The sequence below is a fragment of the uncultured Bacteroides sp. genome (assembly GCF_910586915.1).
GTDB lineage: Bacteria > Bacteroidota > Bacteroidia > Bacteroidales > Bacteroidaceae > Bacteroides.
Map to the genome: position 1 here is coordinate 1 of NZ_CAJULN010000009.1, position 13710 is coordinate 13710.

Genomic DNA, 13710 nt, shown 5'->3' on the forward strand with positions numbered 1-13710 from the left:
TTTGTATGTGAAATATATCAACTGTCTGTGAAGATAGTTGATATATTAGTTTTAGAGGGGGATATCGGCAGAAGTTGATATTTTTTCGTAGTTTTGCGAGTAGAAGATATTTTCACTCAAAGAAAACAACCTTATGGAACATCAAAAGAAGAAATACATTCATTGGCTATGTGCCACGGCGGCAGTAATGTTCGTCTTACCTTTTGCAGTAGCCCGCCTGGCTTCGGAATGTAGCGGTATGGCGTTGTGTATGCTATTGTTCTTAATCCTCAATCCGATGTATTCGCTCCTATTGGGGAGCCATTGCGGAAGCGATATCAAGCGGATGTGGAATCTTCCGTTGATTTCTGCGGTGATGTTCCTGTCCGGAACGTGGTTGTTCTTCGATATCAAAGAGGTGTGGTTCATTATCTATGCGGCAATCTATCTTGTATTAGGCTGGACGGCGATGTTCGTAAGCAAATATCTTGGAGATATCGGACGGAAGCAATAACTTTGCAGAAACCTTAAAACAACAAGCGATTATAGAACATTCAGAATATACCAATGAACAACGACAAGCATCCCGGAGGGATTCATCCGTACAGAGCCTCCCGAAAGGAACAATTCGTACTCGTTACTGAGAACGGCAAAGAACGAACCTCCAACGTCACTGACGAACGGATATTTCAAGCTGTCTATGAAGTAAACTCCCATTCCTTAGTCGGACTGGAGAAATGCGTGCCGGTGGCGATAGGGTCTTCCGCCTATGTGTTTGCCATGTCCTACAACGATGATTCCCTGTTTGCTGTCCATATCGACATCAAGGGGTGCATCTTGCGTGTGTTGCATCCGGAGTGCAGCCCTGAAACGGCGGTCGACCGGCTGTGCGACTTCTTCCATTCATCCCAAGTGCCCGACATACAGAACTGGGAATGCGAAGAACTGACAACTGTTCCGAAAAAGCCCGAAACCCATCTGACCGTTGACGGAGAAGATTTCCGGTTCTTCGATTTTACAGATGTCATGGCAGCACTCGAAAATATCAGGGACGGTAAATCGAAATGGCTATACCTCAACCATACAGGAGAGAATGGCGGATATATGGAAATCCACCGTTGCGACGACAGCGAGCCGCTTGCCTACAAGGTGGAATGGGTAAAGTGGGCAGAAGAGCCTGTAGCAACAGGATGCCGCGCTGTCGTCACCGATTTCAAATCCTTGTACAACTGGCTTTGGGATATTGCCCTCAACCGGAAATATCCCGAACTTTCGTCCACATGGACACAATTTGATGTAAACGATTATTTTCAAAAATTAGTTTTTAGATTTCTCGATAATCATGAAAGGTAAATACAGTCTGCCGGTCGTTAAGGCCGTCGATTTAATTTGGACAAGTTTCGATAAGGAAGAGATGCGCCGAGGGTATGAGATGCTGCTTCAAGCCGGACAGAAAGGCGATGCCGACGCCCTCTGTTTCATTGCTCGTTGCCATATGGGCGAAGAATATGTGTGGAGCGGAGGCGGTTTCGCTACTGACGACGACAATGCTTCGCTGCTAATGCAGAGAAGTGCACTTATGGGTAGTGCCACGGGAGTGTTGTGTGCCGTGCGTAGCGGCAATTTCACCCCTTCGGTGGAACGCGGAATGCCTTTCGCCTCGTTCAAGGAAGCGTATGAAGAGGTATTGGCACAGGCCGAACGCGGCAATGCTTTCTGCCAATACCTGATAGGCAACGTCTACTATTGGGGCGACTACCTGATGGTAGAACCCGAACTTGCCCAGCAATTCAAAAATGTGGAAGCATACAACAAGTTTGCCTACCCCATCGCAAGAAAATACTACGAACAGAGTTTCAGAGGACGCATCACTGCCGGCTGGGGAAACTACCGCAACATCTGGAAATCGGGCTTATCTCCGGAAAATCCGGAACTTTACGAATCCTATTTCATCCAACTTGCCGAAATCTCGCCAATCGTATGCTGTTCCTACGGAATCTATCTCGATACCGAGAAGAACGATAAACAAGGAGCCTTGAGTTATTACATCCGCGCAGCTCACAGAGGAGACATACAGGCCACCTTCAATGCCGGATGTTGCTACGACCAGGGTTCTGGCGTGGAACAGGACGTCGATATGGCTTTCCGTTTCTATGAAATAGCCGCCATCGGAGGAGAAGCAAGCGCCCAATGGCAGGTAGGCTACTATTATTTCGACGGCTGGGGCAGTGTGGAGCAGGATTATGCCAAAGCGGCTTACTGGTTTCAACAGGCTTACGAAAATCCCAATGGCAATTGCGAACTCAGATCGGCAGCCTATCTCGCCATTTGTTATCAGGACGGATTGGGGGTTGTGCAAGACTATGATATAGCGTTTTCCTATCTTGAAGTGGTAGAAGACCAGACAGACGAATTGTGGGACCCTATCAATGCAATGGTACTCAACGCCCTGGGAGTCGCCTATGCCTACGGACTGGGAACAGAGCAGGATATCGAACTGGGACGGGAGAATTTGGAAGCCGCCGCCGAGTTGGGTTCGGAAACAGCGAAAGAGAATCTGCAATACTTGAAGCAGCAAGGTTTTATACAGTAAAAAGATAATAGGATTCATGAGAGACTTTGCAGCAATCGACTTTGAAACAGCCAACGGCAAGCGTACCAGTGTATGCAGTGTCGGTGTCGTCATTGTAAGAGACGGTAAGATTGTGAATAAAATCTACCGTCTTATCCGCCCCGCCCCCAACTATTACACGCAATGGACAACAGCCATTCACGGACTGACCTACAACGACACAGTAGAAGCCGAAGATTTCCCCTATGTATGGGCGGAAATCAAGCCATTGATAGAAGGTTTGCCACTCGTGGCGCACAACAGTTCTTTTGACGAGGGGTGTCTCCGTGCTGTTCACGAATTGTATGGGATGACTTATCCCGGTTATAAGTTCTATTGTACTTGCCGTGCTTCGAGAAAAGTATTTGGAAAAGAACTGCCGAATCATCAGTTGCACACAGTAGCAGAACGATGTGGATACGACCTGACCAACCATCACCACGCACTATCCGATGCAGAGGCGTGCACCGAAATCGCATTGCTCATCATTCCCGAACCATAGGAAACGGAAAAGAGACAAAAACACCCATAGAAAAAGCACTACAGCTATCACTCCAATCGGGAATAGCGTAGTGCTTTTATTACAGAATACCAATTTATATTAAAGAATAGACTTGGCAATACCCATCTCCAAACCACGAAGTTCTGCCAATCCGCGAAGGCGTCCTAAGCAGGAATATCCCGGATTTGTCTTTTTCTTCAAGTCATCAATCATCTGATGTCCGTGGTCGGGACGCATGGCGATAGAGCATTTACGACGTTGTTGCAGCAGAATAAGAGCCTTCATCACGCCATACATATCCACATTTCCTTCCAAGTGATTAGCTTCGTAGAAGTTACCCTCTTCGTCACGCTGTGTACTACGCAGATGAACAAAGTTCACACGGTCTCCAAAGCGTTCCATCATGCCGGCAAGGTCATTATCGGCACGTACACCGAAGGAACCTGTGCACAGGCAAAGACCGTTGGATTCGTTAGGCACGGCTTCTATCAGTTTTCTGAAATCCTCTTCCGTACTTAAGATACGCGGCAGACCCAAGATTGTATAAGGAGGATCGTCTGGATGAATCACCAACTTCACTCCTACTTCATCGGCAACGGGAGCTATCTCCTTCAAAAAGAATATCAAGTTGGCACGAAGTTTTTCGGCGTCGATGTCATTGTAACGGTCGAGTGCTTCCTGGAATTGCTCTACGGTGAAACTTTCTTCAGAACCCGGAAGCCCAGCAATCATATTGCGTACCAAAAGCTGCTTGTCGTCTTCGTTCATCTGCTCAAAACGAGCTTTCGCTTTGGCAATTTCTTCCGGAGTATAGTCTTTTTCCGCATTCGGACGTTTCAAGATGAATAGGTCGAAAGCCACAAAGGCAGCTTTTTCAAAGCGGAGGGCTTTGGAGCCGTCGGGCATGGTATAGGCAAGGTCGGTACGTGTCCAGTCCAATACAGGCATAAAGTTGTAGGTTACTACCATTACGCCGCATTTTGCGAGGTTACGGATGCTTTCCTTGTAGTTTTCGATGTATTTCATAAAGTCACCTGTCTGTGTCCTGATGTGTTCGTGTACAGGTACACTTTCCACAACAGACCATGTCAGACCTACTTCTTCAATCATTTGCTTGCGCTTCATGATTTCTTCCACTGTCCACACTTCCCCATTCGGAATGTGATGAAGCGCGTTTACTATACCGGTAGCACCAGCCTGCTTAATATCCCACAAACTCACCGGATCGTTAGGACCATACCAGCGCCAGGTTTGTTCACATAAATACATAGTATTGTTAAATTAAAAATTGAGAATTAAAAAATAAGAGTTGAGTATTAAATGGAGAATGCGTCGAAACCACCGTCAATAACGGCTACCGTACCTGTCACGAAATTAGAAGCATCACTAATCAGATAATGGATGGTTCCATAAAGGTCTTCCGGTTCGCCGAAACGATTGAACGGAGTATGGGCGAGGATTGTCTTTGAACGGTCAGTCAGAGAACCGTCAGGATTGGTCAGCAGCGTACGGTTTTGTTCGGTCAGGAAGAAGCCCGGAGCGATGGCATTTACACGCAGGCCGTTGCCGAATTTCAGAGCCAGTTCGCCGGCCATATATTTAGTGAAGTTAGCAATAGCTGCTTTTGCCGCACCGTAACCTACCACACGGGTGAGCGGACGGAGTGCCGATTCAGAGCAGAAGTTTACAATAGAGCCTTTCTTCTGTTCTACCATGACTTCGGCAAATACCATCGTAGGCAATACTGTACCAAACAGGTTGAGGTCTACCACCTTCTTGAAAGCGTCAATCTGCAAATCGAAGAAAGTCTTATCCGGCGCGATTGTCGCACCTGCCATATTACCACCGGCAGCGTTCAGCAATACATCAATGCGGCCGTAAGCCCTCATTATTTCTGCCTTGTTGCCCTCCAGGACTTCTTTGTCCATTACATCGGTGTAAAGGAACATCGCTTCGTTTCCTTCGGCCTTGATGCTTTCTACCAATGCTTTTCCCGCCTCTTCGCTTCTGTCGAGCACAACTACTTTTGCACCTTCTTTGGCAAGATATGCAGCAATTCCTTTACCTAAGATTCCGGCTCCACCGGTGATTACGACAACTTTGTCCTTTACGTTAAATAATTCATTCATGGTCTTTAAAAAAATTATATGTTTACAGTTTATTGTTCAGATAATATTTCAGATTCTCCTTCAGAAGAATATCTATCGGCATGAGATTCACCTTTTCAGAATGTTGCTTGAACAGCAGATGGTTGCATAAGGATTTAACTCCTTCATATCCCTGCCATTCGGGACGCTGCGCAACCAATGCGGTAATCACTCCTTCCGAAAGCAACTGCGTATTTCTCCCGATAAGGTCGTAACCGACCAGTTTTACCGTCTGTATGGCTCTTGCCTTGAGGTAATTCCCCAAAATATAGCAGGTAGAGTTAAAAATAACAGCACCTTCGATATTTGGTTTCGTCGCAAAGAGTTCGTCGAGTTTGGAGAAATTATATACCGAATCATTGATTTTCAATTCCACTTCATGCAACTCTCCGGTGAATCCTATTTCTTTCAGGTAACGACAAAATCCTTCCCTTCGGTTTCTTCCCTGGTTGGAGTCATTCTTTCCGCTATGGACAATTCGTGCCATGAGCATATCGGAAGCGGAAGAAATCCGGTCTGCCAACAATCGGGCGGCAATCACTCCGGCGTCATAAGACTCCGTACCGAAATAGGCAAGCTGGTGCTGTCCTTCAATGTTGGAATCGACATAAACATAGGGTATCTCAAATCGGTCAAGTTCCTGCGAAAGCCGAATAACAGAGTCGGTAAACAAGGTGGCAATCAATACACCGTCTACTTTAGCGTCCAGCAGATTGCGGACGATATCATCAAACGTTTTGTTGTTATACTGGTCAAAAAAGAGTTTCGTGACAGTTATGTTATAAGACTCCATCTCGGAAGCAGCCTTATCGATGCCTTCCGAAATGGCTTCCCAATACTCTCCCTGAACAAAAGAAGGAATGATTGCAACCAAACGATATTGTTTCTTGGACGCCAATGAACGTGCCATAAGATTAGGTTGATAATGAACCATCTCTAAAATGGCCTGCACCTTTTTCCTGTTTTCTTCGGATACCCGTCCACGATTATGAATGACTCTATCCACCGTACCGACAGAAACACCCGCCATTTTAGCAATATCTACAATACGAATATTTGAGAACTCTTTGTCCATCCTTAATAAGCATCTTGTTTTTCGGAGGCAAAAGTAGAATGAATTATTGAATTAGGCAATAGTGTGTGCGCACACACATAGAAGTACAAAACAGCTTATTGCATTAATTTATAATAGCTTATACAGAATCAGGGGAAATACACATATGTTGTTAAACATAAGAAAAAGGATAAAAAACAAAGAAATTGGTAATCAATTACATATAACTGATTACCAATTCTCATGGAAACTATTTTTCCCACTTTTCTTTTGCTTTTCCAGCCATCTTATCAGCTTCAGTTGCCACTTTATCAGCAATTTCGGCTCCGGTTTCTACCGCTTTCTGTCCAACATCCTTTACTTTTTCCTTTGCACAAGCAGCAGCCGTCTCCGCACTACTACCGATGCGGTGGATAGCATCACTGATTTTACTTTCCAGTTGTTTGGCTTTTGCGGTACGTGAAAAACGATAAGCAACAGCACCTAGGACAGAACCTACTCCAAGTCCGATCCAGAAATTTCCATTTTTACATCCCATAATTAAGTTCAGTTTTAGATTAAAAAATAAATTATATCATATTTCAAATAAAGCTCTTATCAGCCTTCTTGTTCATTAAAAACAGACGATATGGCAAATGGTTCAACGTAGCGAAAGCGAATTAACTACAATTTGCAATCCTTATGTGTTAGAGAAAAGCAGAAGTTTACGTACCTTTGCAGGCATTTTTTTCAGAAAAATCGTAAAAGAACAGGTATTATGGTACAGAATCAAGAACAACCCGTAAGTAAAATCACATTCTCTATTTTAATTGCATTGAGTCTTTCACATTGTCTCAACGACCTTTTACAGTCGGTAGTTTCGGCAGCTTATCCGATATTTAAAGATGACTTAGGACTTAGTTTCGCTCAAATCGGACTGATAACATTGGTATATCAACTCTCAGCTTCGGTGTTTCAACCGATTACAGGAATTATTTTCGACAAATATCCCGTCGCATGGTCACTGCCCATCGGAATGAGTTTTACCATGATAGGACTGATAAACTTGGCTTTTTCCGACAATCTTTATTGGATATTATTGTCTGTCTTCTTAATCGGAATCGGTTCTTCCGTACTGCATCCGGAAGCCTCACGCATCACATTCCTTGCTTCGGGCGGCAAACGCGGGTTGGCACAGTCACTCTTTCAGGTAGGAGGCAATTTCGGAGGTTCATTAGGCCCTCTGTTGGTAGCTCTGTTAGTGGCACCTTATGGAAGACAGCACCTTATTATATTTGCGTTGGTCGCACTGGCAGCCATTGCCGTCATGTATCCGATATGCAAATGGTACAAGTCTTATCTCAACCGGTTGAAAGCGCAGACCTCCACTATCAAAAAGCCGGTTCATCTCCCACTGCCCATAAATAAAACAGTTCTTTCCATCGGGATATTATTGATATTGATTTTCTCGAAATATATTTATATGGCAAGTCTGACCAGTTATTATACCTTTTATTTGATTCATAAATTCAATGTCACGGTACAGGAATCACAGCTATATTTGTTTATATTCTTGGTTGCTACGGCTATCGGAACATTGGTGGGCGGACCGGTAGGCGACCGCGTTGGGCGGAAATATGTCATCTGGGCTTCAATTTTAGGAACCGCCCCATTCAGTTTACTGATGCCTCACGCCAATCTGGTATGGACCATTATTCTCAGCTTCTGTGTAGGACTGATGCTTTCTTCCGCCTTCCCTGCCATATTGCTTTATGCACAAGAACTGCTCCCTACCAAACTCGGACTCATATCCGGACTCTTCTTTGGATTTGCTTTCGGAGTTGCCGGTGTTGCGTCGGCTGTACTTGGCAACTTAGCAGACAAGACCAGCATTGAGTATGTCTATAACATTTGTGCTTATATGCCGTTGTTAGGACTGGTCACGTTCTTTTTGCCTAATTTGAAGAAACAGAAAGGATAAAATATAAATGGTTCTTATGTTCAAACATATTCTTCTGTTTTTCTTTCTGCTGTCGCTCTCTTTACAGGTTCGTGCCGAGAAAAGAGACAGCCTTATGAACCATACGGTAAAAGCCGATTCGCTCCCGCCCGCCCGTTCGGGGTTCTTTCAAAAGACAATCGGAAAATTATTGAACAACGATTTCGATACGCTTTATATCAGCCCCAACCGATATAACTATGCGCTGATGGTTACCCATTTCAGCAACTTCGAATATTACACAGTCAGCAGCGAACTGCCTCAACCGCAGAAACTCAGTTTCTCGCCCAACCCACATAACAAGATAGGAGTTTACTTTGGCTGGAGATGGATTTTCTTGGGCTGGTCTGTCGATGTGGATGACATTTATCGCAAAACCAACCGGAAGAATAAAGGAACGGAGTTCGACTTGAGCCTTTACAGTTCCAAATTGGGCGTTGACCTCTTTTACCGCCGTACGGGAAATAATTACAAGATTCATAAAATAAAAGGATTCTATGACGAGATTCCGACCGATTATTCCGAAAACTTCAACGGATTGGAAGTAGATATCAAAGGGCTGAATCTATACTATATATTCAACAACCGTAGGTTCTCTTATCCGGCAGCTTTCAGCCAATCGACCAATCAACGATGCAATACGGGCAGTTTTATTACAGGATTCTCCATCTCCAAACATAAACTCGACTTTGACTACCTGCAACTGCCAGAATATATACAGCGAAAGATGAACCCCGGAATGAAAGTAAACAAAATCAAATATACCAACGCTAACATCAGCTTCGGATATGCTTACAACTGGGTGTTTGCCCGCAATTGCCTGGCGTGCCTCTCTCTCACTCCCGCCCTTGCCTTTAAGGCTTCCGAAGTAGATGCCGAAATCCACGAAGGCAAACAGTGGTATAGTAAATTCAATCTTGACTTCCTGCTCCGTGCGGGCGTTGTCTACAATAACGGAAAATACTTTGTAGGTTCCTCTTTTATCGGAAAAAACTATAACTACCACCGAAATAATTTCTCGCTTGACAACGGATTCGGTACCCTCCAGGTATATGCAGGTTTCAACTTTCATCTACGCAAAGAATACAGGAAGAAGAAATAAAAATGCGTACATCAGAAATCGCCCGTCCTGCTTGCTTATCCAAAGAATCTTTGTACATTTGCCGCGTTCTTTACCTTAAGAAAACAAGAACCTGATGAAGAAACAACGCCATATACAGACCACACGTCCCCTTCTCTCCCGTTTCCGCTATTGGGGAAGGAAGAACTATGCTGCTTTTGCAAGTATGGGACGCGAACTCCAAATCGGTCACCTGCACACGAATGTGGTGGACGTTGCCCTTCGCAAGCAGAATGCTGCACAAATTATCCCTTATCATACATTTATGACACTTCAAGAAATCAAAGACCAAGCACTGGCAGGCGTTGATATATCGCCCGACCAAGCCGCTTGGCTGGCCAATACGGCCGACAGCGAGGCGCTCTATGCCGCCGCACACGAGATTACCGCCGCACGTGCTTCGCACGAATTCGATATGTGTTCCATCATCAACGCCAAGTCCGGCAGATGTCCGGAAAATTGTAAATGGTGCGCACAGTCTTCCCACTACAAGACACAAGCCGAGGTTTACGACCTCCTTCCCGCCGAAGAATGTCTGCGGCAGGCAACCTACAATGAAGCCCAAGACGTCAATCGTTTTTCCCTCGTCACCAGTGGACGCAAACCCTCTCCCAAACAGATAACCCAACTTTGTGATACTGTTCGCCACATACGCCGTCACTCGTCAATCCAACTTTGTGCTTCGTTAGGCTTGCTCAATGAAGAAGAACTGCGTTCTTTACACGAAGCCGGCGTAACCCGCTATCACTGTAATCTGGAAACGGCTCCTTCTTACTTTTCAAAACTCTGCTCCACACATACGCAGGAGCAGAAACTTGCCACTCTCCATACTGCCCGCCGGGTAGGAATGGACATTTGTTGCGGTGGAATCATCGGGATGGGTGAAACAATGGAACAACGGATTGAATTCGCTTTTACACTGAAAGAGCTGAATGTACAATCCATTCCTATCAATCTGCTAAGTCCGATACCCGGAACACCGTTGGAAAACGAAAAGCCTTTGAGCGAAGAAGAGATTCTCAGGACGATTTCGATATTCCGCTTCATCAATCCGACAGCGTTTCTACGCTTTGCCGGCGGACGCTCACAACTCTCTTCCGAAGCGATGCACAAGGCTTTGTATATCGGTATTAATTCTGCCATCGTAGGCGATTTGCTGACAACACTCGGTTCCAAAGTGTCGGAAGACAAACAAATGATTCGGGAAGAAGGATATCGTTTTGCAAGTTCCCAGTTCGACCGTGAACATCTGTGGCATCCCTATACTTCGACTACCGACCCGCTACCCGTATATAAAGTGAAACGGGCGGACGGAGCTACCATCACTCTCGAAGACGGGCGGACGCTTATTGAAGGAATGTCTTCCTGGTGGTGCGCAGTGCATGGATACAATCATCCGGTGTTGAATCAGGCCGCTAAAGACCAACTGAATAAAATGTCTCATGTCATGTTCGGCGGACTGACACACGACCCAGCCATTGAGTTGGGCAAGTTGCTGTTGCCGTTGGTTCCACCATCCATGCAGAAAATATTCTATGCAGATTCCGGTTCGGTAGCCGTAGAAGTAGCCTTGAAGATGGCCGTACAATATTGGTATGCCGCCGGAAAACCGGACAAGAATAATTTTGTAACCATCCGCTCGGGATATCACGGCGATACATGGAACGCCATGTCCGTATGCGACCCAGTAACGGGAATGCACAGCCTATTCGGTTCGGCACTTCCTGTCCGTCATTTTGTTCCGGCTCCTTCGTCCCGTTTCGACGGCGAATGGAATCCGCAAGACATAGAACCGTTGCGGAAAACAATCGAAAAACATTCGGAAGAATTGGCTGCGCTCATCCTCGAACCGGTTGTTCAAGGGGCAGGCGGTATGTGGTTTTACCATCCGCAATACCTTCGCGAAGCGGAGAAACTCTGCAAGGAGCACGGACTTCTTTTAATCTTTGACGAGATAGCCACAGGATTCGGACGGACAGGGAAACTCTTTGCATGGGAACACGCCGGAGTGGAACCGGACATCATGTGCATAGGCAAAGCACTGACCGGCGGATACATGACACTTTCTGCCGTGCTTGCCAGCAATTTAGTGGCGGATACTATCTCTAATCATGCGCCGGGAGCTTTCATGCACGGGCCTACTTTCATGGGAAATCCGCTCGCTTGTGCGGTGGCTTGCGCGTCCGTACGTCTGTTGTTGGATTCCGGCTGGCAGGAGAATGTAAAACGCATTGAAGCACAACTGAGAGAAGAGCTTGCGCCTACACGGGAACTTCCGCAAGTGGCCGATGTACGTGTGTTAGGAGCCATCGGAGTTATTGAAATGAAGCAACCGGTAAATATGGCGTATATGCAACAACGGTTTGTGGAAGAAGGTATCTGGGTACGCCCGTTCGGAAAGTTGGTTTATCTGATGCCTCCCTTTATCATCACCTCCGAGCAGCTAAGCAAACTGACAACCGGATTACTGAAAACAATCTGATTTAAAATAGTCATGTATGATTCTAAATAATATAAGTCAAGAACTTCTTATCCTAAAGGAAAAGAAAAATTATCGCTCTCTCCCACCCCTCATCCACGATGGGCGGGATGTTATTCTGAACGGGCAACGGATGTTGAACCTCTCTTCCAACGATTATCTCGGACTGGCTAACGACCTGTCGTTACGCGAGGAATTCCTAAAAACAGTAACTCCCGAAACATTTCTGCCCACCTCTTCCTCTTCCCGGTTGCTTACAGGCAACTTTACGGTTTATCAGGAGTTAGAGCAACAGTTGGCGGCTATGTTCGGAACAGAAGGTGCGCTTATATTCAATAGCGGTTATCATGCCAATACGGGAATTCTTCCCGCCATCAGCAATGCCCGGACATTGATTCTTGCAGACAAATTGGTACACGCCAGCCTGATAGACGGAATCAGACTGTCATCGGCAAAATGTATCCGCTATCGCCACAACGACTTATCTCAACTGCAACGGCTGGTTTCTGAAAATCACCACGCATATGAACAAATCGTTGTTGTCACCGAAAGCATCTTCAGTATGGACGGAGACGAAGCCGACCTTCGCGTGCTTGTCCGATTAAAAAAAAGCCATTCCAACGTGCTTCTTTATGTGGACGAAGCCCATGCTTTCGGCACACGCGGAGAGAGAGGATTGGGATGTGCGGAGGAACAGGGCTGTATCAACGATATAGACTTTTTAGTAGGAACCTTCGGAAAAGCAATAGCCTCGGCAGGCGCTTACATTGTGTGCCGACAGGTTGTCCGGGAATACTTGATTAACAAGATGCGCACGTTTATATTCACAACAGCCCTTCCGCCCATAAATATTCAATGGACTTCGTGGATACTGAAACATCTCTCCGCTCTCCGGCAAAAAAGAACTCATTTGCTGCACATCAGCAACAAACTGAAGAATGTACTTGCCGATAAAGGATATGACTGTCCTTCGGTAAGTCACATTGTCCCCATGATTGTAGGAGCAAGCGAGGATACGATATACAAAGCAGAGGAAATGCAGCGTAAAGGATTCTACGCATTGCCGGTACGCCCGCCTACGGTTCCCGAGGGAACTTCACGCATCCGGTTCTCGCTGACGGCAGATATTACCGAACATGAAATCGACCAACTTATAAAACTGATAAACGGATGAAACAGCATTTTATCATCAAAAACAACCAAAAACATCTGTTGCTTTTCTTCGCAGGCTGGGGAATGGATGAGACTCCGTTCCTGCAACTTCACCCGACCGATAAGGATTGGATGCTCTGTTACGATTACCGCTCGCTGGAATTCGATGCCACCACGCTGCAAGAATATTCCGAAATCACTCTTATTGCCTGGTCGATGGGAGTATGGGTAGCTTCTCAGATAATGAAACAACACCCATCCCTACCCGTTTCGCAAAGTATCGCCATCAATGGCACTCCCTATCCCATACACGAAACGAAAGGAATCAGTCCCGCCATTTTCGCAGGAACCTTGCAAGGGTTGAACGAACAATCCCTGCAAAAGTTCCAAAGAAGGATGTGCGGTTCAGCAGCCGACTACCAGGCTTTTCAGTCAATAGTTCCCCGACGCCCTGTCGAGGAACTCAAAGAAGAACTTGCCGCCATACAAGAACACTACTTATCGACTCCTCCTTCAGACTTTGCCTGGCAAAAAGCCATCATAGGAAAGCACGACCGCATCTTCCTGCCGGACAACCAATGGCTGGCCTGGAGAAACAAAGCGGACTCCCTCGAATATGCGGAAGCCGCCCATTATCAACAAGCACTTTTTGCTAACGTAATCATGCCAACCGACTAATTATTGATTT

13 protein-coding genes are annotated in these 13710 nt (G+C 45.9%); 9 read left to right on the forward strand and 4 right to left on the reverse strand.

Annotation, left to right across the window (positions count from 1 at the left end; translation table 11 throughout):
- Positions 1–133: 133 nt before the first annotated feature.
- From QZ331_RS05330 to QZ331_RS05345, 4 genes are read left to right on the forward strand one after another with little or no spacing between them, the layout of a single operon-like run.
- Positions 134–493, forward strand: a complete 360-nt coding sequence (locus QZ331_RS05330; protein ID WP_294628708.1) for a hypothetical protein — start codon at positions 134–136, stop codon at positions 491–493.
- Between the two features lie 53 nt (positions 494–546).
- On the forward strand, positions 547–1332 hold the full coding sequence (locus QZ331_RS05335; protein ID WP_294628710.1) for a hypothetical protein: 786 nt from the start codon (positions 547–549) through the stop codon (positions 1330–1332).
- Positions 1322–2572, forward strand: coding sequence for a hypothetical protein (locus QZ331_RS05340; protein ID WP_294628712.1), 1251 nt, complete (start codon positions 1322–1324; stop codon positions 2570–2572). Before QZ331_RS05335 ends, QZ331_RS05340 begins: the two co-directional genes overlap by 11 nt.
- 16 nt (positions 2573–2588) lie before the next feature.
- Positions 2589–3092, forward strand: a complete 504-nt coding sequence (locus QZ331_RS05345) for a 3'-5' exonuclease (RefSeq protein WP_294628714.1) — start codon at positions 2589–2591, stop codon at positions 3090–3092.
- Positions 3093–3191: 99 nt separating this feature from the next.
- Here the strand turns inward: QZ331_RS05345 and uxuA are convergent, their stop codons facing one another.
- The 4 genes from uxuA to QZ331_RS05365 form a co-directional block, all read right to left on the reverse strand.
- Positions 3192–4361 carry a mannonate dehydratase gene (uxuA, locus tag QZ331_RS05350; protein ID WP_294628715.1) on the reverse strand — a complete coding sequence of 390 codons (1170 nt, stop codon included), beginning with the start codon at positions 4359–4361 and terminating at the stop codon, positions 3192–3194.
- Between the two features lie 47 nt (positions 4362–4408).
- The gene (locus QZ331_RS05355; RefSeq protein WP_294628716.1) at positions 4409–5221 is read right to left on the reverse strand and encodes an SDR family oxidoreductase; all 813 of its coding nucleotides are present in this window, start codon (positions 5219–5221) and stop codon (positions 4409–4411) included.
- 22 nt (positions 5222–5243) lie between these two features.
- Complete coding sequence (locus QZ331_RS05360; protein WP_294628718.1) at positions 5244–6314, reverse strand: substrate-binding domain-containing protein; 1071 nt, start codon at positions 6312–6314, stop codon at positions 5244–5246.
- Positions 6315–6543: 229 nt separating this feature from the next.
- Positions 6544–6831, reverse strand: coding sequence for a YtxH domain-containing protein (locus QZ331_RS05365; RefSeq protein ID WP_294628720.1), 288 nt, complete (start codon positions 6829–6831; stop codon positions 6544–6546).
- 219 nt (positions 6832–7050) lie between these two features.
- On the opposite strand from QZ331_RS05365, the gene QZ331_RS05370 reads away from it, so the two are divergent.
- From QZ331_RS05370 to QZ331_RS05390, 5 genes are all read left to right on the forward strand, one after another.
- Complete coding sequence (locus tag QZ331_RS05370) at positions 7051–8253, forward strand: MFS transporter (RefSeq protein ID WP_294628721.1); 1203 nt, start codon at positions 7051–7053, stop codon at positions 8251–8253.
- A 16-nt stretch (positions 8254–8269) separates the two neighbouring features.
- Positions 8270–9373, forward strand: a complete 1104-nt coding sequence (locus QZ331_RS05375; protein ID WP_294628723.1) for a DUF4421 domain-containing protein — start codon at positions 8270–8272, stop codon at positions 9371–9373.
- Positions 9374–9467: 94 nt separating this feature from the next.
- Positions 9468–11873 carry an adenosylmethionine--8-amino-7-oxononanoate transaminase gene (gene bioA / locus QZ331_RS05380; protein WP_294628725.1) on the forward strand — a complete coding sequence of 802 codons (2406 nt, stop codon included), beginning with the start codon at positions 9468–9470 and terminating at the stop codon, positions 11871–11873.
- A gap of 16 nt (positions 11874–11889) precedes the next feature.
- Complete coding sequence (locus QZ331_RS05385; RefSeq protein WP_294628727.1) at positions 11890–13044, forward strand: 8-amino-7-oxononanoate synthase; 1155 nt, start codon at positions 11890–11892, stop codon at positions 13042–13044.
- Positions 13041–13700, forward strand: a complete 660-nt coding sequence (locus tag QZ331_RS05390; protein ID WP_294628729.1) for a pimeloyl-ACP methyl esterase BioG family protein — start codon at positions 13041–13043, stop codon at positions 13698–13700. The genes QZ331_RS05385 and QZ331_RS05390 overlap by 4 nt, the downstream gene beginning before the upstream one ends.
- The last annotated feature ends 10 nt before the right edge of the window (positions 13701–13710 follow it).

Bases quoted from the DNA above. Each gene is read 5' to 3' on its own strand.
- QZ331_RS05340 (WP_294628712.1), top strand. From the start codon at position 1,322: ATGAAAGGTAAATACAGTCTGCCGGTCGTTAAGGCCGTCGATTTAATT.
- QZ331_RS05385 (WP_294628727.1), top strand. From the start codon at position 11,890: ATGATTCTAAATAATATAAGTCAAGAACTTCTTATCCTAAAGGAAAAG.
- uxuA (WP_294628715.1), bottom strand. From the start codon at position 4,361: ATGTATTTATGTGAACAAACCTGGCGCTGGTATGGTCCTAACGATCCG.
- QZ331_RS05330 (WP_294628708.1), top strand. From the start codon at position 134: ATGGAACATCAAAAGAAGAAATACATTCATTGGCTATGTGCCACGGCG.
- bioA (WP_294628725.1), top strand. From the start codon at position 9,468: ATGAAGAAACAACGCCATATACAGACCACACGTCCCCTTCTCTCCCGT.
- QZ331_RS05375 (WP_294628723.1), top strand. From the start codon at position 8,270: ATGTTCAAACATATTCTTCTGTTTTTCTTTCTGCTGTCGCTCTCTTTA.
- QZ331_RS05370 (WP_294628721.1), top strand. From the start codon at position 7,051: ATGGTACAGAATCAAGAACAACCCGTAAGTAAAATCACATTCTCTATT.
- QZ331_RS05355 (WP_294628716.1), bottom strand. From the start codon at position 5,221: ATGAATGAATTATTTAACGTAAAGGACAAAGTTGTCGTAATCACCGGT.
- QZ331_RS05335 (WP_294628710.1), top strand. From the start codon at position 547: ATGAACAACGACAAGCATCCCGGAGGGATTCATCCGTACAGAGCCTCC.
- QZ331_RS05365 (WP_294628720.1), bottom strand. From the start codon at position 6,831: ATGGGATGTAAAAATGGAAATTTCTGGATCGGACTTGGAGTAGGTTCT.
- QZ331_RS05345 (WP_294628714.1), top strand. From the start codon at position 2,589: ATGAGAGACTTTGCAGCAATCGACTTTGAAACAGCCAACGGCAAGCGT.
- QZ331_RS05360 (WP_294628718.1), bottom strand. From the start codon at position 6,314: ATGGACAAAGAGTTCTCAAATATTCGTATTGTAGATATTGCTAAAATG.
- QZ331_RS05390 (WP_294628729.1), top strand. From the start codon at position 13,041: ATGAAACAGCATTTTATCATCAAAAACAACCAAAAACATCTGTTGCTT.